The sequence below is a fragment of the Kiloniella sp. genome (genome assembly GCF_048259265.1).
In the GTDB taxonomy this organism is placed as follows: Bacteria; Pseudomonadota; Alphaproteobacteria; order Kiloniellales; family Kiloniellaceae; genus Kiloniella.
In genome coordinates this window covers 59,910-81,517 of the sequence record NZ_JBLXHT010000014.1, presented here as the reverse complement: position 1 = coordinate 81,517, position 21,608 = coordinate 59,910, and the positions used below count along the sequence as shown (strand labels likewise).

The window sequence follows — 21,608 nt, the reverse complement described above, 5'->3', positions numbered from 1 at the left end:
TATCCCTGTTTGGTATAATTCTAAGGTAAAATAACAACGTCCGTCAATTTTTTTTATCATTTGATAAATTTTTTAACACAACAATCATAGTTTTATTATTATTTACAACAAGATAAATAGGAAATTTAAAATCTGCATTATGGTCGATCATGGCCTTAAATTACATTATCTGATGATTAACACTTCTTTGCTAAAATCCAGTTGCTTGCTGACAGTCTAAGGCAAAACCAAATGTTCATGACTAGAAGTATATATCGCGCATTAAGTATTCTGAGCCTTTTATTGTGTTCTTTACTGCTTCAGAAACCTGTTATTGCGAACGAGATAATCAGGTACGGATTTTCCCATTGGCCCCCCTATGGGATGACAGAACAGCCTCAAATTTATGGGATTAACTATGATATAGGCTTAGAACTTGAAAAGCGTTTAGGCATAAGCTTACAGCCAAGAGTTTGTCCCTTTAAACGATGCCTATTGGAACTGGAAAGCGGCGCTTTGGATCTCTTTTCCGGGATTGCCATGAATGCTGAACGCGAAAAATATCTGGCATATTCCACACCGTCCTATTCTACGGTATCGGTCGTATTTTATGTCAGAAAAGGCGAATCAGATATTCTTAAAAGCTATGATGACCTTTATAAATTGAGAGTTGGGCATGTATTCGAGTCACACTATTTTGATCCCTTTAATACAGACACAGCGATTCAAAAAGTTGACGTTGCAAAGGAGCAACGACTTCTGCCCATGCTCAGTTCAAATCGAATTGACACCTATGTCGGCACAGATCCTAATGCATCCTATGAAGTTCTGACCAAAGGCTTTAAGTCCAAACTAGAAAAAGCGACCTATTCCCCCAATGTCGAGGTTCCGCTTTATTTTGCTGTGTCACGAAAATCAAAGCATTTAACCCTTCTCTCAAAAATCGGGCAAGCCATCCAAGACATGCATGATGATGGCACAATGGCACGCATACACGACAAGTATCAGTAACGTTGTGAGCCAGTAGATTTAAAGATTGTCCCCCACAGGATATCCCCGCCATGGACGGACTGTCCTTAAGGTAAAGTTAGATTGCATATGGGCCACCCCCGGTAGCCGGGACAGAGCCGACCTATGGATACGTTCATAGTCCGCAACATTCTTCGCGACGATCCGCATTAAGTAATCCGCTTGCCCCGCCATAAAATAACATTCAGATATTTCTGGCGTGGCCTTTACCGCCGTCTCGAACTTATCAAAAGCTTCTTCACTTTGCGAAGTCAGCGTTATTTCCATAAATATCTCGATGGAATAGCCCAAAGCCTTGGGATCTAAGCGTGCGACATACCCCGCAATCTGCCCCCCAGCTTCCAAAAGCTTAACGCGCCGATGACACGCCGAAGGTGATAACCCCACCTCGTCAGCCAGTGCGGCGATTGGTATTCTGCAATCCTTCTGTATAGCTGTAAGAATTTTCGCGTCAATCTTGTCCATCGAATAATTTCCTGCGTTTTAATTATAATATGAAATTATATTCCAAAATTAAAATCACATATACTAAAATTTAGGAAACATTTCGAGTTCAATCTTGTCATAATATTCGCAAAATTGACCAAAACTGATCCAAACTGGTAAGACTATACAAAATAGCTTCCAGAAACCGCGCTGACTGTCATCAACGGACAGACACCAGAGCACAAAAACAATAACCTTGCATCCCAAACAAGATGCAATGCGGGAGTAACAAGTATGAGCATTAAAACACCTTACCTTCTTTTCCTCGGCAATGCCGCTGATCCCCTTGCCGCCAAGGTAGCCCAAGGTATTAAAGACTGGCGTCCGGAAAACTGTGTCGGACAATTACGTCTTGATGGCTGTAACGCTGATCTGGGGCTGACCGACATGACACCTGCACAAGCCGTTGCTAATGGCGCGAAAAGCATGGTTGTCGGTGTTGCCAACCGGGGTGGTGTTATCGATGCAACGTGGGTAGCTGCCCTGATCGAAGCCATGGAATCCGGCCTTGATCTGGCCGCAGGTCTTCACAATAAACTTGCCGATGTTCCCGAACTAGCAGAAGCCGCAAAACGTCTTGGCCGTGAAATCCATGACGTGCGCCACCCTTCCCGCAGTTATCCAGTTGCCGCAGGAACAAAACGTTCTGGCAAACGCCTGCTTGCTGTGGGCACTGACTGTTCTTGTGGTAAAATGTATTCCACCCTCGCCATTGAAAAAGAACTGCGTGCCCGTGGCGTTAAAGCTGACTTCCGCGCCACAGGTCAAACCGGTATCCTGATCACGGGTGATGGTGTTTCCGTTGATGCTGTGGCTGCTGATTTTATTTCCGGTTCTGTTGAAACACACGCACCAGCCAATAATGACGATCACTGGGATATCATCGAAGGTCAGGGTTCCCTGTTCCATGCCTCGTTCGCTGGCGTGACACTCGGCCTGATTCACGGGTCACAGCCTGATGCATTGGTCCTTTGCCACGAACCAACACGTACCCATATGCGCGGCCTGCCAGACTTTGGTTTGCCATCCATCAAAGAATGCATGGAGGCAAACCTTGCCGCTGCCAAGTTGACCAACAAAAATGCTAAGTTTGTCGGTATTGCTGTGAACACATCAAAGCTAAGCGACGAAGAAGCAAAAGCCTATCTGGCCAAAACAGAAGAAGAGTTCGGCCTGCCGACTGTTGACCCTGTACGCACAGGGGTTGCCGCCATCGTGGACAACCTGTCATGAGCCGTAAAGTAACCATCTCTTCAACGCCTTGGCCGATCCGCGGGTCTTTTACCATTTCCCGTGGCTCAAAAACCGAAGCTGTCGTTCTCAATGTTTACATTGAAGAAGACGGCATAAAGGCACAGGGCGAATGCGTTCCTTACCCCAGATATGGTGAGTCCGTTGAATCTGTCACCGCACAGATCAATGAAATCCTGCCCGCGCTCGAAGCGGGCATGACACGCACAGAACTGCAAACCGCAATGCCCGCAGGTGCTGGACGCTTTGCCGTTGATGCAGCGCTTTGGGATCTGGAAGCCAAAAAGACAGGCAAACGGGCGTGGGAAATTGCTGGTATTCCTATGGAACCCGCAACAACCGTTTATACTCTGTCCCTATCCGATCCTGAAACTATGGAACAGGACGCCCGTGACAATCAGGACAAGCCGCTTCTAAAGCTCAAATTGGGCGGCGAAGGAGATCTGGCCCGTGTTGCCGCTGTGCGCAAAGGCCATCCAACAGCCCGTATCGTCGTTGATGCCAACGAAGCCTGGACCAAAGAGGTGTACAACGCAATTGTACCTGAACTGGTCAAGCTGGGCGTTGAAATGATCGAACAGCCTTTTCCTGCGGGTGATGACGATCTGCTCAAGGAACTGGATCGTCCGATCACCATCTGCGCCGATGAATCCTGTCACGATCGTGCGTCCTTGCCCAAACTGGTTGGCAAGTACGACATGATCAACATCAAGCTGGATAAAACCGGCGGCCTGACCGAAGCCCTCGCCATGAAACTCGAAGCAGAAAAGCTCGGCTTTGAAATTATGACGGGTTGTATGCTGGGGTCTTCCCTTGCCATGGCCCCGGCGATGGTTGTGGCCCAGGGCAGCAAGGTTGTTGATCTGGATGCGCCGTTGTTGTTGGCAGAAGATTGTGAACCCGGTCTGGTTTTCACGGGTGTTGAAATTGCCCCGCCTGAAAAAGCACTCTGGGGCTAAAGCCCTATAGGGTTAAACTCCTCTCGGATTAAGACCCTACAGGGCCAAAATTTGGAATAAAAGATATGAGCAGAACAGTTTATGTAAACGGGTCTTTCCTACCCGAAGAAGATGCCACGATTTCCGTCTTTGATCGCGGATTTCTTTTTGCCGATGGCGTTTATGAAGTTTCAACCGTCTTGGAAGGCCGTTTGATCGACAACGAAGCGCATCTTGTCCGCCTTCAACGTTCATTGGATGAGCTACAGATGACCAGTCCGGTTTCTATGGATGACATCGTGACCATTCAAAACCAACTGATCAAACAAAACGGTCTGAAAGAAGGCGGGTTATATCTGCAAATCACTAGGGGTGCCGCAGATCGTGACTTTGCCTTTCCGAAAGACGCCACGCCATCACTGGTGATGTTCACACAGGAAAAGAATCTGTTGAACAGCCCGGCTGCGGAACGTGGTCTGTCTGTGATCTCTGTCGAAGATATTCGCTGGCAGCGTCGGGATATCAAGACAGTTGGCCTTCTGGCCCCTGCCCTTGCCAAACAAGCCGCCGTTGTCGCGGGCGCTGACGATGCGTGGATGTACGAAGATGGCTTTGTAACCGAAGGCAGTTCCAACAACGCCTATATCATCAGCAAGGAAGGCAAGATCATTACCCGTCATTTGGGGAATGAAATCCTGCACGGCATTACCCGTCGCTCGGTTCTTGAACTTGCCAACGAAGCTGATATGGAAGTGGAAGAACGTCCCTTTACACTGGATGAAGTACGCAATGCCGCCGAGGCTTTCGTGACCTCTGCCACCACCTTTGTGACACCTGTTGTTTCACTGGACGGTGAGAAGATTGGGGATGGCAAGCCGGGTGCGTTGACCAAGCGTTTGCGTCAGCTCTATATCGAGCAAGCACTCGCCAGTTAAAAATAACGACCCCAGTTAAAAGAAACGAACAACATAATAAGTTAATTATAGGGGCTGCACTCAACTGTTGCAGCCCCTATACTCTTCCCAACTCGCTTTTCCACTCGGCGCAAAGAGTACAATGTAGAGACATCTAGCTGTACCATGAAGCAACGACGAAGATAAAATAAGTGGGACGAGAGTAAAAACAGAGCCAGCAGCATGATCCAGTCCCAAAAACAGTTACAGACCAAATCCCCGTCCGCCGAATTTTCAGGCACCAGTCCACAGTTAACCGTTGATCTCGGCGCTTTGGTTTCGAATTTTAATACCCTGCGCAATGCTGCACAGCAGAGTGGCAGCACTTGCGCTGGTGTTCTCAAGGCCAATTCCTATGGCATGGGCGCAGAGCGTGTGGCCCAGGCCCTTTGGGCAGAAGGCTGCAAGACCTTTTTTGTTGCGCTGGTCGGCGAAGGCGTAAAGTTACGCGCCCTGTTCCCCGAGGCAACAATCTATGTGCTGTCCCCCTATCTCAGCCTTGATGCCGATTTACTGCGGGAATATCACCTGATCCCGTGCCTCTATGATCTTGACGGCATTGACCTCTGGATTGCAGCCAACGATACCGCTGCACCTGCTGCATTACACTTTGAAACCGGGATCAATCGCCTTGGGCTTTCCGCGCAGGATCTTGAGCACCTTCTGGGCAACCGATCACGGCTTAACAAACTGGATCTCAAGCTGATCATGAGCCACCTTTCCTGTGCAGATGAACAGCAATCTGAGCATAATCAACAACAGTTAGAAGCATTCAAAGGCATTCGTGCCGAATTCCCGAACACGCCAGCCAGCCTTGCGAATACCGCCGGAATTTTCCTCGGCACCGAGTATCACTTTGATCTGGTGCGTCCGGGCATCGGTCTCTACGGGCATGATCCGCACTATTACGAAAATCAGGGATCACGTCTGAAACCCGTCGCCACCTTTGCCGCACCCTTGGCACAGGTAAAAGACCTGAAATCTGGTGAAGCCGTGGGTTACGGCGCAACAAAACTGGACCGAGACAGCACCATCGGCGTGATCCTTTGCGGCTATGCAGACGGCGTTATGCGTGCGCTGTTCAAACCAGATAGTAAAGAAGGTCACCAAGTCACCATCAACGGCTACAAAGCCCCGATCCTTGGTCGCGTTTCAATGGACATGATCACCATTGATCTGACAACTGTCCCCAAAGAAGCCCGCGCAATCGGCTCCATGGTCGAAATATTCGGCAACCACAGCCCCGTCGAAAATGCCGCCGCCATGGCTGGAACATCTGCCTATGAACTGTTCACACGCGTGAGTGGTCGGGCGGTTAGGAAGTATGTGACTTTATAAGATTGTGAATAATTAAGGCAAAGAGGCACATTATGACTGTACCAGTTTTTGTTCGATTTTACGACAAAGTTGGAGATACTTTAAGAGGGGAAATTGATTTACCAGAGACGCATTTAAGGGAGCTTAGAGTATTATTTGATGAGATCTCAGAAGATGATGTTTATGGGTGCTACCCTGTGTCAGATAAAGAGAAGGATTTTATTTTAAGTAAAATACCTGAATTTAATTTTGACTTTAATCTTTACGATTATTTTATAGAAGTTCGAGCAGGTTAGTCATTCAGGAATATATACTGTGTGAGGTCATATCATTTCAAGTACTCGATACTTCCCCTCAAACCCCTGTGATGTCAGCCCCTTCTTTTTTATAGAAACTAAGGTTCATTGTAAGGTTCATTTTTTGATTGAAAGATATAAATACTACTTCAAAAGAGGCTTTGTCGAAGAGGATGCGAGAAAGCTAGTTATGGGAATTGCTACTCACTTTCCAGTACGATCATTGTGGATATTTCCAGTCTTTAACTAATTTTTCTGCCTCACTAAGTTCTTCTTCGGAGAGGTGCTGTTCGGATGTTTTCAGTAAAGAGGCGGCTTTTTTGTGTCCATTGTTTGCTGCGATCTTTAACCAGTAGTACGTTTTAATTCTGTCTTCTTGATTTTTTGCTAACAGAAGTAATAAGCCACCTAATTTAAATTGAGCTTCAACATGTCCACCTTTGGCTGCTTTTTCGTACAAATTAAGCGACCTGTCAGTTGGCCCTTTAGAAATAGACATTTCTGCTGCACGATATTGAGCCTTTGTATGCCCTTGTTCGCCAGCTCTCTCAAACCAATACAAGGCTGTCTTTCTATCAGTGCCTATTCCAGTACCTGTAAAGTACATTATTCCGAGTAAATATTCAGCTTCAACAAAATACAAATCAGCGGATTTTTTGATTAATTTATAGGCTTTGTAGTCATCTTTTTTAGTGCCCTCTCCCCGAAAGTACAATCTGCCTAGATAGTACAATCCTTCAGGATCGTTTATTTCTGCTAATTTTGCGAATAACTCAAAGGCAGTGGAATATTCATCACGGGAATAAGCGCTTAACCCGTCCATGACGTCTCGTGATGAAGATTTGCTGGAGTTTGAGAAGCAGAGAAGAAATCCTATTGCGAAGATAGTTAAAAGTGTTGGTTTCATTCCCCTATTCTTTCATTAAAAATATCTTCCATTACTATCCAAAATCATCAATTATAAGTATTAAAAAAGCGAGTGAGATAAAATACTCTCACCCGCTTTCAATCTGAACAACTTTTAGAAGTATATCAAGTCTCCGCTTTCAACTCCAACCTTTTGACATGCAAGATTGGCTCTGTATATCCGGACGGTTACACAACACCGTTCAAGAGCAGATCACAGGCGGCTTGAAAGGCGGTTGAGGTATAAAAATCATTGGCCTGACAGCCGTTCCCAAAGAAGCCCGTACAATCGGGCTCCATGGTCGAAATATTCGGCAACCACAGCCCCGTCGAAAACGCCGCCGCCATGGCCGGAACCTCTGCTTATGAACTCTTCACACGAGTGAGTGGTCGGGCGGTTAGGAAGTATGTTTGAGCTACCGCGTCAAGATTTCTCTAACTTACGTTCCTGTTCTAATTTACGCCCTAGTTCATATAAATATCCATCTAAATCCTTAATTTCTTTACTCGTAAATTTTTTTTTGTCGGGATACACCACCTTCAAAAGCTTTATAAAAGCACAAACATATCGTCTGTAATCTTCATTACCAACATTAAAGCCTAAAGATTTTATTCCTTTTGTAGCTAGATTGTCATAAATAACGGCACTTCGTGAGATAAAAAAAGCATATTTCGATACAAACGAAATAGGTCCATGACCCTTTTTAAAATTAAGAGCTTTTTTAAGTGTTTCTATCTGACATTCGACAACAGAAGTCATCTCCTCTAACTCTTTTGCAGACGCGCATTTTTTGCGATTTTCTTTAAACACATTGTATATTGGAGTTAAATCCACTCTACCTTGCAACCAATCGAATGGATCTTTCGACTTATCATTAGTGTCATTAGTGCCCTTTTTCGCCTTACCAATACTCATCGAGAAATTAGCAGAATAAGCTCTATCAATAAGTAACATTGATTTAATTATCCATTTTTCACACATCTTCTTAGGAATAGAATCAAAAGCTGCAAATAGCATTTGATTAAATGGGTCACAGTAGTTTGATCCAAATTCTTCAATGTGTTTTTCAAATTGTTCTTTAATTTCTTTATCTTCCATCACAACTTAATCAAGCCTTTGCTTTCAACTCCAACCTCTTCACATGCAATATTGGTTCGGTATATCCGGACGGCTGCACAGCGCCTTTCATAACGAGATCGCAGGCGGCTTGAAAGGCTATGGAGCTTGAGAAATCATCGGCCATTGGCTTGTAGGCCGGGTCATCTGCATTTTGCGCGTCCACGACGCCTGCCATGCGTTTCATGGTTTCCATGACCTGGGTTTCGGTGCAGATGCCGTGGTAGAGCCAGTTGGCGATGTGTTGGGAGGAAATGCGCAAGGTTGCGCGGTCTTCCATCAGGCCGACGTTGTTGATGTCGGGGACTTTGGAACAGCCGACGCCATGATCGACCCAGCGGACAACATAGCCCAGAATGCCTTGGGCGTTATTATCCAGTTCGTGTTGTACCTCATCAGGTGACCAGTTGGTGTCTTTGGCAACAGGGACTGAGATCAAATCGTTAAGCGAAGCACGCTCTCTTTGCGCCAGTTCCTTTTGACGGTCAAAGACGTTGATATCGTGATAATGGGTGGCGTGCAGGGTTGCCGCTGTGGGGGATGGAACCCAAGCCGTATTCGCGCCCGCTTGCGGGTGTCCGGACTTTTGATCCAGCATATTGGCCATCAGATCCGGCATGGCCCACATACCTTTGCCGATCTGTGCGCGGCCACTGAGACCACAGGCAAGGCCGATATCTACATTCCAGTCTTCATAGGCCTTGATCCATGCGGCGTTTTTCATATCGCCTTTGCGGATCATGGGACCAGCTTCCATGGCCGTGTGGATTTCATCGCCTGTGCGATCAAGGAATCCCGTGTTGATAAAGAACACCCGATGTTTGGCGGCACGGATTGCTTCTTTTAAATTCAGCGTGGTCCGGCGCTCTTCATCCATAATGCCGATTTTGAGGGTATGACGTTTCAGCCCTAATAGATCTTCAACCTTCGTGAAAATCTTGTCGGCAAAAGCTACTTCGTCAGGCCCGTGCATTTTGGGTTTTACGATATAGACAGAGCCTGTCCGGCTGTTGCGTAATGAAGCGCCATTAGAACCAGAAGACTTCAGCAGATCGTGTTTGGCAATAACCGCCGTGATCATGGCATCCATCAAACCTTCGGGAACTTCACGGACGTCATCCCCAACCAGAATGGCCGGATTGGTCATAAGGTGGCCGACATTGCGGACCAACATCAGGCTCCGCCCTTGCAAAATGAGCTTTTCACCTGAATTTGTCTGATACGTTCGATCATCTTTCAATCGACGGGTGATGGTTTTGCCGCCCTTTTGCAGATCCGTGGACAGGTCGCCACGCATCAGGCCAAGCCAGTTACGATAGACAGCAACCTTTTCCTCGGCATCAACCGCTGCGACGGAATCTTCACAATCCATAATGGTTGAGAGCGCAGCCTCGACAATAACATCGGCAACACCAGCCGGATCGGTCTTGCCAATGGGATGCTTACGATCAACAGAGATTTCGAGATGTAATCCATTGTGACGGATCAAAAGACCAAAGGCGGTATTGAGATCACCGCGATAACCTCTGTATTCAGCTTCCTCTGAAAGGGTTGCACGCTGACCGTTTTCCAGTGTCGCAACCAGCTTGCCGTCGTCGATTTTGTAACACACAACATCTTTATGAGAACCACCGTTCAGTGGCGCAGCCTGATCCAGAAAATTCTTGGCCCAGTCAATGACCTTTTGCCCGCGAACGGGGTTAAATCCAGCCTGTTTTTCTGCGCCATCCGTTTCAGGGATTGCATCGGTGCCATAGAGCGCATCGTAAAGGCTTCCCCAGCGCGCATTTGCGGCATTCAGCGCATAACGCGCATTCATCACAGGCACCACAAGCTGTGGTCCGGCGACAGAGGTTATTTCTTCGTCCACATTTGCTGTTTCGATGGTGAAATCAGCGCCTTCGGGAACCAGATAACCGATTTGTTCCAGAAATGATTTATACGCCGCATGATCTGTAATGGGGCCGGGGTGGGTTCGATGCCAGTCATTCAGTTGGCCTTGCAGTTCTGCCCGTCGCGCGAGCAACTTTGCATTTTCCGGCATAAGATCCAGCAGAAGATCATTCATACCAGCCCAGAAAACATCCGAGGCAATACCTGTTCCGGGTAGGGCTTCGTTATTCATAAAATTATGCAGCGTTTTATCTATTTGTAGCGCGCCGACCTTAATGCGATCAGTCATTGTTATCTGTTCCAGTCTTATGATTAATCTGAATAGTAAAAATTATTATATTCGGCCCAGTATAAGGCAACTTTACCAAGCGCGTATTAAGGAATTTTCAGAATAACACCTGTGCCGTCGAACCAATATTCTTCCAAGTTAGCTGTTCCTTCCCCTGCGGGACCTTTTCTGTCCACAATCAGGAAATCCTGTGTCGGTTCCAGAACCAGTAAGGGATGATGCCAAATATTTTTCGCATACTGTACTCCCTGACTTCCCGATGCCATAAAGGCACGACAGCCCGCAGGTGTCGGGATTTCGTCTTCACAAACCACAACCAGCCACGATGCGGGCTGCATCGGCACAAAGGCTTGCGATCCCAACGGATGTCGTTCCATCATGGAAATAGCAATCGGCAAGGACCTAGGCGTTCCCCGAAAGATAGAGAGGATGGCTTCGCCCTCGCCATCCCTCACATCTGCCTGAGCCAAATCATGAAACCGACGGGTCGTTCCTTCATTAATCAGATAGCTTTTGTCGTGGTCCGCTTCGATAACCTGACCAAAGGGGGCAAAGACCTCTTGCGTCAGGGGTTCTGGCCTCAAATGGATAAGGGAGGTTTCACTTAGAGAGATTTCAGATGGCTTTGATGTCATTGACTTATACTCATTCTTTGGCGAGGCAAGGTTAACATATTTGGTGGCGTATTTTCCCAGTTCAAAATGGCTCATCTATATTTATCCTAACGAAAGCCATTTATCTTCACTTTTTCTCCCCAGTATTTCATGGGTTGTTTCATCGTTCGAGTAGGCTCTATTACACTTCTCTCTTCACGCCTTGAGCAAAAATAAATTTAAACCGTTAGAGAACCTTTGCTTGTTAATAATATCAAGATCCCGTAGCGGGATGATTTTTAATCCAGTGGTTGGCGATATCAATACGGCGCGCGCACCAGACATGATCGTGTGATTGAATGTAATCGACAAACTTCTTCAGACCGGCAAAGCGCCCCGGACGTCCGATCAAGCGACAATGCAATCCGATCGACATCATCTTGGGTTCTTCCGCGCCCTCTTCGTAGAGCGTATCAAATGCATCCTTCAGGTAAGCGAAGAAGTGATCCCCGGTATTGAAGCCCTGTGCCGAAGCAAAACGCATGTCGTTGGTATCCAGAGTATAGGGCACCACCAGATGCGGCTTATCCATTACACGCGACCAAAACGGCAGATCATCAGAATAATCATCTGCATCGTAGATAAAACCGCCCTCTTCCGCGACCAGTGCACGGGTGTTTTCCGATGTTCGTCCCGTATACCATCCCAACGGACGCTCGCCCGTTATACGCTTTTGGATTTCTATCGCCTTTTGCATATGTTCACGTTCTTCTTCGCGCGACATACCGTGATAGTTGATCCAGCGATAGCCATGACTACAGATTTCATGACCATCTTTCATGGCGGCTTCAATCACCGCGGGGTGACGTTCCATGGCCATGGCTACGGCAAAAAGGGTGATTGGGATATTGCGTTCTCTGAACAGTTTCAGAATACGCCAGACACCCGCGCGTGATCCATATTCATAGATTGATTCCATGGACATGTGGCGGGCGCCTTCAAAGGCTGCCGCCCCGATAATCTCAGATAAAAAGGTTTCCGACGCAGGATCACCGTGCAGGACACAGTTTTCACCGCCCTCTTCGTAATTGAGGACAAATTGTACAGCCACGCGGGCTTTTCCCGGCCACGTAACGGTTGGTCTGTCATCGCCATAGCCCACAAGATCGCGCGGATAGATCTTTAAATCATTAGGGGAATAATCAGAACTGCTCATCCTACTTTGTCCTCAAGCCGAAAACGTATAATACGCGCAATCTGTTGCAGGGCAGTTTCAAACTCTTTGGTCTGATCATTTTCCAGACGCTCAACAAAGGCATCGAGTATCATAAATTTGGTTGCCCCCTTCACCGCAAAGATGAAGGGAAAGCCAAAACGATCAAGATAGCGTTTGTTCAGATCAGTAAAGCGTTTGAATTCATCTTCGCTCAACTGATCCAGCCCGACACCCGCCTGTTCGTTTTTGGAATCCGCCGTCAAGTTACCAGACAAAGCTGCTTTTCCAGCCAGATCGGGATGTGCCCGAATTAACGCCAGTTGCGTTTTTTCATTAGCTGATTGCATGACGTCCGCAAAGCAGGTGATCATTTCTTCCCGGTTTTGGAAAGGGCGATGGCTTTCCGCCCCCTCCGCAACCCAGGGAGAATGCTCGGCGATATCACCAAAGGTTTCAGCGAAATCTTTGGATGACATGGCATTTACGGTTTCCAGTGAATAGCTATCTGTCATTTAATGTTCTCGTACATAAGGGTTATCAGCATTCACTCTTTATTCTGGGTCTTTATCTTTTTACTCTTTATTTTGGGCGATCCAGGCACCCAGCGTGGTACGCTCGGCCTCTGTCATGCCGGTCTCATTCCCCAACGGCATAGCATCGCTGTCCACAGCCTGTGCCTTGATCCGGTCGAGATAGCGTTTCATATCCGCAACTGTCTCAAGCTCAATACCTTGGGGAGCTTCGTCAACCATGTCACTAGTTGGTTGAGCCGCATGACAACTGGTACAGTGTTTTTCCATTACCCCAAGCGCAATGCTATCAGTAACCGTGTTACTTCCATAATCACGTTCCACAGGTGCGGTCATAATCATGGCAACGATCACCCCGACACCTGCAACGGGCAAAGTCCATGCGAACTGTTTAAAAGTATCCCCGGCCTCGTGACGGTTCAGTAAATGACGGACAGCCCCACCGATAATCAGGATCAGGGCCACCAGTAACCAACTGTGTGGATGGCCCGTCAGCATCGGATAGTGATTGCTGACCATCATCAAAAGAACTGGCAAGGTCAGATAGTTGTTATGAACTGACCGCTGCTTGCCCATGATGCCAAACCGGGCTTCGGGTTCTTCCCCACGCATCAGGGCGGCGGCAACTTTCTTTTGGTTTGGAATAATAATCCCAAATACATTCACCGCCATAATCGTACCGACAAAGGCACCAACATGAATTAACGCGCCACGACCAGAGAAAACATAACTAAAGAGGATACTCGCCGCCATAATCAGGATAAAGAGGCAAACAGCCAGAACGCCTGTATTTTTCCCTAGGGGAGAACGGCAGATGCCATCATAGATCAACCACCCCCCAATCAGGCTGGCAACAGAGATTGAAATCGCCTGCCAGGGTTCCAGCGCCATGACATTCGGATCAATCAGATAGGCAGACGCATTATAGTAGTACTGAACAACCAAAAGCGCAAAGCCAGTCACCCATGTCAGGTAAGCTTCCCATTTAAACCAGACCAGATCATCCGGCAGTTTTTTGGGCGCAACGAGGTATTTTTCGACGTTGTAAAAACCGCCGCCATGCACCTGCCACACAGATCCATAAACATCCTTGTCCAAGCCTTCGCGTTTACGAAGAGACAGATCCAGACCGATAAAGTAAAAGGATGTTCCGATCCAGCCAACACCTGCGATCAAGTGAGCCCAGCGAAAAAGCAGGTTCAGCCAATCTGCTGCAAATGATTCCATGATTGTTCATCCTTCCTGATCGTATTTTCACGCGCTATAGCGCGTTATTGTCATTCGTTGTTGCCGAGATCTATTACGCTTTTTTTAGGGCGTTCTAATGCGCTTTGTTCGCCAGATCCACGGCAATGTTTCTGTGTTTTTGTAAAAGAGGCTGCATATCTAGTCGGGTAATTTTCCCCTCCTTGACCAGTAACTCACCACCAACAGCCGTGTAATTTGCGTTCGCTGGCGTGCAGAGCATCAAGCCTGCGACAGGGTCCAATTCAGCACCAGAATGATAAAGCGGGTCCAGTTTGAAAGCGGCAAAATCGGCCTGATACCCCGGTGCCAGAATACCAACGTCATTCCGGTTAAGAACACGCGCACCGCCAACAGTTGCGACTTCGATCGCTTCGCGGATTTTCATACCGCGCGCACCGTGTTTAACACGTTGTAACAGCATCGCCTGTCTTGCTTCTCCCAACAAATGTCCGCTGTCGTTTGACGCTGATCCATCAACGCCAAGACCGACTTTCACCCCGGCATCATACATTTCCCGAACCGGGGCAATGCCAGATCCCAACCGCATGTTTGAACAAGGGCAATGGGCAACACCTGTCCCGCTTTGGGCGAAAAGAGAAATCTCGTCCGGGTTCAACTGCACACAATGCGCATGCCAGACATCATCGCCAATCCACCCCAATTCCTGCGCATATTCACCGGGCGTCAGACCAAACTTTTCCTTACTGAACGCAATATCTTCGACATTTTCCGCCAGATGCGTGTGAAGCCCCACCCCCATAGAACGGGCAAGTACGGCTGATTCCCGCATCAAATCCTGAGAGACAGAAAAAGGCGAACAAGGTGCCAAGGCAATGCGAAGACGCGATCCTTCGGATGCATCGTGGTAGGTTTCAATAAGACGCTGACTGTCTTTTAAAATTGCGGCCTCATTTTCCACAAGGCTGTCAGGCGGCAAACCGCCATCACTTTCCCCCACCGACATTGATCCGCGCGTGGCATGAAAACGGATACCCATTTCCATTGCCCCTTCGATAGAATCATCCAGACGGCTACCATTCGGGAAAAGATAGAGATGATCACTGGTGGTTGTACAACCGGATAACAAAAGTTCGGCAATGCCGACCTGTGCCGAGACTTTGATAGCGTCCGGCGTCAAGTGCGACCACACGGGATAAAGCGACTGTAACCAAGGGAAAAGCGGCTCATCCTGTGCAAAGGTTCTGGTCAGGGATTGGTAAAGATGATGGTGCGTATTCACCAAGCCCGGCAGAACGATATGATCCCTGAGATCAAGCGTGGTGTCAGCTTCGCGGGGAAGTTCATTAGCAGGCCCCACAGCTTTAATAACACCATCCACAGCAAAGAGAGACCCATCTTTGAGTTCTCTTTTGTTCTCGTCCATTGTGACAAGAACCCGCGCGTTTTTAATCAAAAGAGTTTTCATATCGTTCTATTCGTTAAGTCGTTTACACTTCCTCAGAAGCATCTTTAGGCAAAATCAGATTGAGGAAAATTGCCAGGAATGCAGCAGGCACCAAACCCGATGTTAGCAAGATTTTAGCTGTTTCAGGCATTGTGGCTACAGCTTCGGGCACAGATTTAAGGCCCAGACCTATTCCCAAAGAAACCGCAATAATCACCATGTCACGACGAGTTAAAGCCGTCATGGACAACAGCTTGAGCCCTGCGCCCGCAATCATGCCAAACATGATAATCGATGCCCCGCCCAGAACAGCATTTGGCATCACCGAAATCACTGCACCAATCTTTGGAAACAGACCAGCAACAATCAGAAAGACTGCACCACATGTTACCACATGTCGGCTCATCACACCCGTTAAAGCAACCAGCCCGACGTTTTGGCTATAAGATGTATTTGGCATCGCCCCGAAAAGCGCTCCAACAGCAGTTCCCAGACCATCCGCCATTGTTCCACCAGCAAGCTCTTTATCTGTTGCTTCCCGACCAGCACCCCCCGTTGTAATACCCGAGATATCACCAACAGTTTCAATTGCACTGACCACAGAGACCAAAAGCATTCCCAGAACGGCCGCTGTATTGATTTCAAATCCGTACTGCAACAATGACGGAACAGCAAACCAGCCCGCGGACGCAACACGACCAAAGTCAATCATTCCCATCGGGATAGCGACGATATATCCGACAATCAAACCAATAAGAACGGCCGAAGCTGAAAGGAAACCTTTGGTCATGAACTTCACGCCGAGGGTCACAACAATGACCAGCGTCGCAAGGAAGATATGATGTAAAGCCCCAAAGTCAGGCACTTTACCAGCCCCACCCGCGGCGTATTTAATGCCTACAGGAATAAGAGCCAGGCCAATAGAAAGCACGACGATGCCCGTTACCAAAGGGGGTAGAATACCGCGAATACGGCCAATAAAAGTCCCGAGAATAAAGTGGAAAACACCACCAATAGCAGCCGACGCAAAAAGAGCACCAAGACCCGCTGTCTTCACAATGGGGATCATAATGGGAATAAAGGCAAAGCTTGTTCCCTGTACAATCGGAAGCCGCGCCCCAATCGGCCCGATACCGATGGTCTGCATAAGCGTTGCGATGCCCGCAACAAACATCGCCGTCTGAATGAGAAATACTTTATCCCCACCAGATAACCCGGCAACACCCGCAATAATAATTGGCACCGTGACGTTACCCGCAAACATTGCCAAAACGTGTTGCAAGCCAAGTGGTACAGCTTCTTTAAGTGGTGGACAGTAATTCGGATCTTTAAAATTCTCGGCATTCGCCGTTTCCGCACTATCTTTTGAGTGGGTTGCTTCAGTCATTTCAGGTTTCCCCCTGTTAAATAAACCAGCCGGTTATTATTGTTATAGTTGTTTAACTTAACTCTTGTTTCCCCAATATCTCATGGGTTGCTTCATCGCTCGTGTAGGTTATCTACACTTCTCTCTTCACGCCTTGCGCAAAAACTAAGTTAAACAACTATTTTATTCCGGCTTTGTGAGGGGTGTGCTTTGACATGATGAGCAATAAAAGCAAACCCCGGTAACTATCGGATCGAGTTGGTAAAGCTAACTCCCCCGATAGGTTGAATAACCATAAGGTGATAGCAACAGGGGTACGTGATAATGCTGGTCTGTTTCGGCAATACCAAAACGAATGACAATCACATCAAGAAAAGCCGGGTCAGGTAGGTCGTGACCTTTACTTTTCAGATAATCGCCAGCATGAAAGTGGAGTTCGTAACTACCTTTGGAAAAGTCTACCTTTTCGAGAATGGGGCCATCAACACGCCCATCTTCGTTTGTTGTTACATCCCGCAATGGAATAGTTTCGCCACATCGGTATAGCTCTATACGAACCCCCGAAGCTGCGACACCTGATGCTGTATCCAGCACATGTGTAGTTAAGAATCCCATAGTTACCTCACCCTGAAGTGCTTTTTCATTATTATGTGAGGCAGTATGTCGCAGTCCACATGAACGCAAAAGAAGTCTTTTTAGATCGTATTGATGCTAATAAGTGATCAATTAAGTGAAATATAATCTCTCAATGCGGTCTCGGCATGCTCAGCAAAGATAGAGGGCGCAAGGGATAGCTGGCGCGTTGCGTTGGTTAAAACCACAAGCCGATCACAAGGAATATCTTTATCAATTAGCTCAACATGCGCCAGTAAGCCCGCTTTTCTTTCCGCCTCAATCCCCAGAACGGTTTGAAAACTGACGTATTCTGCATTTCGTGCCATGGACCGCATAAACCTGAGGGAATTGGCTTTGATAAAGGACTTCGGCTTTGATTTTAACTTGCTCAGCGGTACGTCGATAATTCGGGCTAGCGAAAGGTTCCCCGCTGGTAATGCTAAGGGATACCTTAAACAATCTTCAAAAGCGCACTTGTCTTTTTTGGCGAGCGGGTGTTCAGGCGCAACAACTGCACCAACCTTGAGCTCCCAACTCACCATTTCACGCAAACTATCTTGATCAGGCGGATTGAAAGTAAAGCCTATATGGGCTTCAGCCGAAGAAATCATGCGACTGACTTTTTCAGAACTGGTTATCGTGACTTCCAGGGTAATGCCCGGATAGTTTTCGTGGAAGCTCTGCGTCAAATCCGGTAAAACGGCATCAGCAACAGATTCAACGGATGCAATACGAACAATACCTTGCTTAATCCCCCTTAAATCATCCAGTTGCTCATTCACAGCCTCAAAGTCTGACAAAACAGTTCGAGCATGTTGAAGTAATAATTCCCCGGCTTCGGAAATACGCAAGCCACGACCGACACGTTCAAAAACCTGAACGCCGAACTCATCTTCAAGGCTCAAGATCTGCCTATTTACAGCCGACGAAGCAATGTTGAGCTGTCGAGCAGCTTCACGAATTGAGCCATGCTCTGCCACAGCAACAAAGTACCGCAAAGCTGGGGAATACAATGTATGTGCACGCTCAATTTTCAATGATCATTACCTTTGTAAAGCAAGAGATCTCAGATCGATTAAAGACAATCCCTTTGAAAATATTTTCTTTTCTTATAGCCTAAGACAAAACCATCACAACAAAAACCACCTATAAATGAATACTATTAATAAAACTATCGGACCGTTTAATGCGCATTGATAATGCTTTTGTCTCTACTGCTTTTCGTTATTTTGCAGCCACTGCTGAAGCGGGGTCGATCAGAGCTGCTGCACGGGAACTGAACATCGCCTCATCAGCAGTAAACAGACAAATTCTGATGCTGGAAGAAGCGCTTGGAATGCCCCTTTTTGAACGGACAGGACGGGCAATGGTTCTAACAGAAGCCGGAAATGTTCTTCTTAAGCAAACCAAGGTTTCACTGAGAGACTATGAAGATGCTTTGGGCGTTATAGATGAACTTCGCGGCCTGCAGCGCGGGCGCGTGAGGATAGCAACGGCGGAATCAGTTTCCGTGAATTTACTGCCCAAGATACTTGCAAAATTTTCAGAACATTATCCCTCTATTGAAACTTTTCTGACCGTTACCGTCGCGGACAAAGTAACGGAAATGGTTCATTCGCGTGATGCTGATCTCGGCTTTACTTATAATCCGTCCACCCTGGATGGTTTGGAAATTGGATTTGAAAAAAGCATTGAAGTCGGCGCAATTGCGGCACCGAACCATCCGCTAACCCAACAAGAAACGGTTTGTCTCGCAGATTGCTTTAAACACCCATACGCCTTCCCAGCACAAGGTCTTAGCCTTCGCCACGCCCTTGATAGGGCAATGGAAGATAGCACCGACATGAAGGGAGAAATAAATAAACCAATTCTGGAAGCAAATTCACTACGAGTTATGGCGGCAATGGCGCAGGAAGGTCGCTGTATCGCCTTTCAAACGCGCATAGGCATCGAGCATCACTTGAAATCAGGAGCTCTGACCTTTTTGCCCCTGACAGATCGCGACCTGCCGATGGATCGCTTGATGCTCATCAGGCAATCAAGCAGAACCCCTTCGCCAGCGACCCAGATGTTTGAAAAATTTGCCGTCGATTATCTGAAAAAGCACCCGATCATCTGATGCCTTTTTTAGCTCCCTGATATCTAAACATTATTCTTTTTAGATCACACAAACACTGTCATACTCTTATTCAAATAATAAAAATCGTTTGCTTGTATTCGTTAAAAACGCTGGAAACCAGCGGTGCAAGACAAGACGGTAAATTCACAACAGTGATTTTTCAGGGGAGTAAAGTCGCATGGGGCGACTGACTACACATGTATTGGATACCGCCCGTGGTATTCCAGCAAAAAATTTGACCATTGAACTTTGGAAGCATGAAGGTGCGAGCTGTAACTTTGTGAAACGTGTTCAAACGAACGATGATGGGCGGGTCAATAGCCCATTGCTGGACGACGCCGAGTTCACAATCGGCCAATACGAATTGAGATTTATGGCCGGTGATTATTTAAAATCACAAGCCGATAACCTTCCCGACCCCCTATTTCTTGACATCATTCCAATCCGTTTTGGAATTGCTGACAAAGATGCTCATTACCATGTGCCCCTTCTTATTTCGCCTTTCGGCTATTCAACCTATCGCGGGAGCTAACAGTTATGCGGCAAGACGTTAAATTCCTTCGCGACGGTGAACTGATCGAACTTAATAATATCGATCCCAATGAAACCCTGCTTGATTATTTACGACTGAGAGAAGGATCATGCGGTACAAAAGAGGGGTGCGGTGAAGGCGATTGTGGGGCCTGTACTGTGGCAATCGGTTCTCTGAAAGATGGGAAATTACAATATCAGGCTGTGAACAGCTGCATTCAATTGCTAGGTATGATGGACGGTAAGGAAATCATTACTGTCGATGATCTCTCTAAAGGACCCCTGGTTAAAGGCTCTCAGGCCAAAAGATCGCAACAACTCCACCCTGTTCAGGATGCAATGCTGCGCCACCACGGGTCACAATGTGGTTTCTGTACCCCCGGCATCGTTATGTCGCTCTTCACGCTTTACCACGCGAAAATGAAAGCAGACAGAACCACTATAAACGATCAACTCGCGGGAAATCTGTGTCGTTGTACGGGGTATCGTCCTATCATTGACGCCGCCTTGGAAAGCTGTACCGGGAAAGCTGAAGATCGCTTTCGTAAAGACGCACAGGCAAGAACAACCAAACTCAATGAACTCGATGACAAAGAAGATCTGTTTATCGGGGATGAAGCAAAATTCTTTGCCGCGCCAGCATCCACGAAAACGTTGGCCTTGATTTACGAAAAACATCCCGATGCGGTGATCGTCGCGGGTGCAACTGATGTGGGTCTGTGGATTACCAAACAATTGAGAGACCTTCCTAAGATCATTCATATTGGACGCGTTGTTGAACTGCAAAAAATTACCCATGACACCAATGAAATTATTATTGGTGCTGGTGTAACCTACGCCGATGCACAGGAAGTACTCGCTACTATTGATCCGGATGTTACCGAGATTATTCGCAGGATCGGATCAACACAGGTTCGGGCATCTGGCACCATTGGTGGCAATATCGCAAACGGATCACCCATTGGTGACAGTCCACCGTTACTTATTGCCCTGAATGCCAAGCTATCCTTGCAAAAAGGAACAGATACCAGAGAGATCGATCTAGAGGACTTCTTCATCGACTATGGAAAGCAGGACCGAGAAGAAGGCGAGTTTGTCAGCAAGATCCGTGTGCCAAAGCTTACCGAGAATGAAATCTTTCGCAGTTACAAAATAAGCAAACGCTTTGATCAAGACATATCCGCCCTGCTCGCTGCGTTCAAGATAACCATTGATAATAACAGAATAACACAGGCCCGTATTGCTTATGGCGGAATGGCGGGCACTCCCAAACGAGCAGAGCATACTGAGAAAGCCCTACTAGGCATCGACTTAAATACTTCAGAAACATGGGAAACCGCAGTTCAAACCTTGGAACAGGATTTCACCCCGCTTTCAGACATGCGTGCGTCTGCTGATTATCGAATGGAGGCAGCAAAAGGTCTGTTAATTAAAGCGCTTTATGAAGTTTCGAACGAGACAATTGGCCATGAAAGCGATCAAACAAGAGTTATTGGTGCAAGAGCCATTGATGTAAGGGAGGCTGTGTAAC

The 21,608-nt window shown here is 47.2% G+C and carries 23 protein-coding genes; 10 read left to right on the top strand and 13 right to left on the bottom strand.

All coding sequences use genetic code 11. From position 1 onward, the window contains the following. Positions 1 to 237: 237 nt before the first annotated feature. A complete protein-coding gene (locus ACN0QW_RS17940) occupies positions 238 to 990 on the top strand; it encodes a substrate-binding periplasmic protein (protein WP_417433437.1) in 753 nt (250 codons plus the stop codon). Between the two features lie 18 nt (positions 991 to 1,008). Here the strand turns inward: ACN0QW_RS17940 and ACN0QW_RS17935 are convergent, their stop codons facing one another. Further along, positions 1,009 to 1,473 carry an Lrp/AsnC family transcriptional regulator gene (locus ACN0QW_RS17935; RefSeq protein ID WP_417433435.1) on the bottom strand — a complete coding sequence of 155 codons (465 nt, stop codon included), beginning with the start codon at positions 1,471 to 1,473 and terminating at the stop codon, positions 1,009 to 1,011. Between the two features lie 255 nt (positions 1,474 to 1,728). Here ACN0QW_RS17935 and dgcN point away from each other — a divergent pair, with 255 nt between their 5' ends. From dgcN to ACN0QW_RS17910, 5 genes are all read left to right on the top strand, one after another. Next, entirely contained in the window at positions 1,729 to 2,727 is a 999-nt protein-coding gene (gene dgcN / locus ACN0QW_RS17930) for an N-acetyltransferase DgcN (RefSeq protein ID WP_417433433.1), read from the top strand. Next, positions 2,724 to 3,704 carry an N-acetyl-D-Glu racemase DgcA gene (gene dgcA, locus ACN0QW_RS17925; RefSeq protein WP_417433431.1) on the top strand — a complete coding sequence of 327 codons (981 nt, stop codon included), beginning with the start codon at positions 2,724 to 2,726 and terminating at the stop codon, positions 3,702 to 3,704. The genes dgcN and dgcA overlap by 4 nt, the downstream gene beginning before the upstream one ends. 65 nt (positions 3,705 to 3,769) lie before the next feature. Continuing rightward, the gene (locus ACN0QW_RS17920; protein WP_417433429.1) at positions 3,770 to 4,618 is read left to right on the top strand and encodes a D-amino-acid transaminase; all 849 of its coding nucleotides are present in this window, start codon (positions 3,770 to 3,772) and stop codon (positions 4,616 to 4,618) included. Positions 4,619 to 4,819: 201 nt separating this feature from the next. After that, the gene (alr, locus tag ACN0QW_RS17915) at positions 4,820 to 5,974 is read left to right on the top strand and encodes an alanine racemase (RefSeq protein WP_417433427.1); all 1,155 of its coding nucleotides are present in this window, start codon (positions 4,820 to 4,822) and stop codon (positions 5,972 to 5,974) included. Between the two features lie 32 nt (positions 5,975 to 6,006). Beyond that, positions 6,007 to 6,249 (top strand): hypothetical protein, encoded by a 243-nt coding sequence (locus ACN0QW_RS17910; protein ID WP_417433425.1) that lies wholly within the window; start codon positions 6,007 to 6,009, stop codon positions 6,247 to 6,249. 220 nt (positions 6,250 to 6,469) lie between these two features. Here ACN0QW_RS17910 and ACN0QW_RS17905 read toward each other — a convergent pair whose 3' ends face one another. Further along, positions 6,470 to 7,156, bottom strand: a complete 687-nt coding sequence (locus tag ACN0QW_RS17905) for a tetratricopeptide repeat protein (protein ID WP_417433423.1) — start codon at positions 7,154 to 7,156, stop codon at positions 6,470 to 6,472. A 188-nt stretch (positions 7,157 to 7,344) separates the two neighbouring features. Continuing rightward, positions 7,345 to 7,503 carry a hypothetical protein gene (locus ACN0QW_RS17900; RefSeq protein ID WP_417433464.1) on the bottom strand — a complete coding sequence of 53 codons (159 nt, stop codon included), beginning with the start codon at positions 7,501 to 7,503 and terminating at the stop codon, positions 7,345 to 7,347. On the opposite strand from ACN0QW_RS17900, the gene ACN0QW_RS17895 reads away from it, so the two are divergent. Beyond that, complete coding sequence (locus ACN0QW_RS17895) at positions 7,454 to 7,570, top strand: hypothetical protein (RefSeq protein WP_417433421.1); 117 nt, start codon at positions 7,454 to 7,456, stop codon at positions 7,568 to 7,570. The genes ACN0QW_RS17900 and ACN0QW_RS17895 overlap by 50 nt on opposite strands. Positions 7,571 to 7,579: 9 nt before the next feature. Here the strand turns inward: ACN0QW_RS17895 and ACN0QW_RS17890 are convergent, their stop codons facing one another. The 10 genes from ACN0QW_RS17890 to ACN0QW_RS17845 form a co-directional block, all read right to left on the bottom strand. Continuing rightward, positions 7,580 to 8,254, bottom strand: coding sequence for a hypothetical protein (locus ACN0QW_RS17890; RefSeq protein WP_417433419.1), 675 nt, complete (start codon positions 8,252 to 8,254; stop codon positions 7,580 to 7,582). A 10-nt stretch (positions 8,255 to 8,264) separates the two neighbouring features. After that, complete coding sequence (locus ACN0QW_RS17885; protein WP_417433417.1) at positions 8,265 to 10,454, bottom strand: malate synthase G; 2,190 nt, start codon at positions 10,452 to 10,454, stop codon at positions 8,265 to 8,267. Positions 10,455 to 10,540: 86 nt separating this feature from the next. Continuing rightward, positions 10,541 to 11,164, bottom strand: coding sequence for an ureidoglycolate lyase (locus ACN0QW_RS17880; protein ID WP_417433416.1), 624 nt, complete (start codon positions 11,162 to 11,164; stop codon positions 10,541 to 10,543). Positions 11,165 to 11,321: 157 nt separating this feature from the next. After that, entirely contained in the window at positions 11,322 to 12,263 is a 942-nt protein-coding gene (gene puuE, locus ACN0QW_RS17875; protein ID WP_417433414.1) for an allantoinase PuuE, read from the bottom strand. Further along, positions 12,260 to 12,775 (bottom strand): 2-oxo-4-hydroxy-4-carboxy-5-ureidoimidazoline decarboxylase, encoded by a 516-nt coding sequence (gene uraD / locus ACN0QW_RS17870; protein ID WP_417433412.1) that lies wholly within the window; start codon positions 12,773 to 12,775, stop codon positions 12,260 to 12,262. Before uraD ends, puuE begins: the two co-directional genes overlap by 4 nt. Positions 12,776 to 12,835: 60 nt before the next feature. After that, on the bottom strand, positions 12,836 to 14,020 hold the full coding sequence (locus ACN0QW_RS17865) for a urate hydroxylase PuuD (RefSeq protein WP_417433410.1): 1,185 nt from the start codon (positions 14,018 to 14,020) through the stop codon (positions 12,836 to 12,838). A 94-nt stretch (positions 14,021 to 14,114) separates the two neighbouring features. Then, positions 14,115 to 15,467 carry an 8-oxoguanine deaminase gene (locus ACN0QW_RS17860; RefSeq protein WP_417433408.1) on the bottom strand — a complete coding sequence of 451 codons (1,353 nt, stop codon included), beginning with the start codon at positions 15,465 to 15,467 and terminating at the stop codon, positions 14,115 to 14,117. 22 nt (positions 15,468 to 15,489) lie between these two features. After that, on the bottom strand, positions 15,490 to 16,833 hold the full coding sequence (locus ACN0QW_RS17855) for a uracil-xanthine permease family protein (protein WP_417433406.1): 1,344 nt from the start codon (positions 16,831 to 16,833) through the stop codon (positions 15,490 to 15,492). A gap of 246 nt (positions 16,834 to 17,079) precedes the next feature. Next, a complete protein-coding gene (gene uraH, locus ACN0QW_RS17850; RefSeq protein WP_417433404.1) occupies positions 17,080 to 17,427 on the bottom strand; it encodes a hydroxyisourate hydrolase in 348 nt (115 codons plus the stop codon). A gap of 107 nt (positions 17,428 to 17,534) precedes the next feature. Then, positions 17,535 to 18,464 carry a LysR family transcriptional regulator gene (locus ACN0QW_RS17845; RefSeq protein ID WP_417433402.1) on the bottom strand — a complete coding sequence of 310 codons (930 nt, stop codon included), beginning with the start codon at positions 18,462 to 18,464 and terminating at the stop codon, positions 17,535 to 17,537. 149 nt (positions 18,465 to 18,613) lie between these two features. Between ACN0QW_RS17845 and ACN0QW_RS17840 the strand changes: the two genes are divergently transcribed. From ACN0QW_RS17840 to xdhA, 3 genes are all read left to right on the top strand, one after another. Beyond that, entirely contained in the window at positions 18,614 to 19,546 is a 933-nt protein-coding gene (locus ACN0QW_RS17840) for a LysR family transcriptional regulator (protein WP_299377628.1), read from the top strand. Between the two features lie 178 nt (positions 19,547 to 19,724). After that, a complete protein-coding gene (gene uraH, locus ACN0QW_RS17835) occupies positions 19,725 to 20,078 on the top strand; it encodes a hydroxyisourate hydrolase (RefSeq protein ID WP_417433399.1) in 354 nt (117 codons plus the stop codon). A 5-nt stretch (positions 20,079 to 20,083) separates the two neighbouring features. Next, a complete protein-coding gene (gene xdhA / locus ACN0QW_RS17830; protein WP_417433397.1) occupies positions 20,084 to 21,607 on the top strand; it encodes a xanthine dehydrogenase small subunit in 1,524 nt (507 codons plus the stop codon). Position 21,608 lies beyond the last annotated feature (1 nt).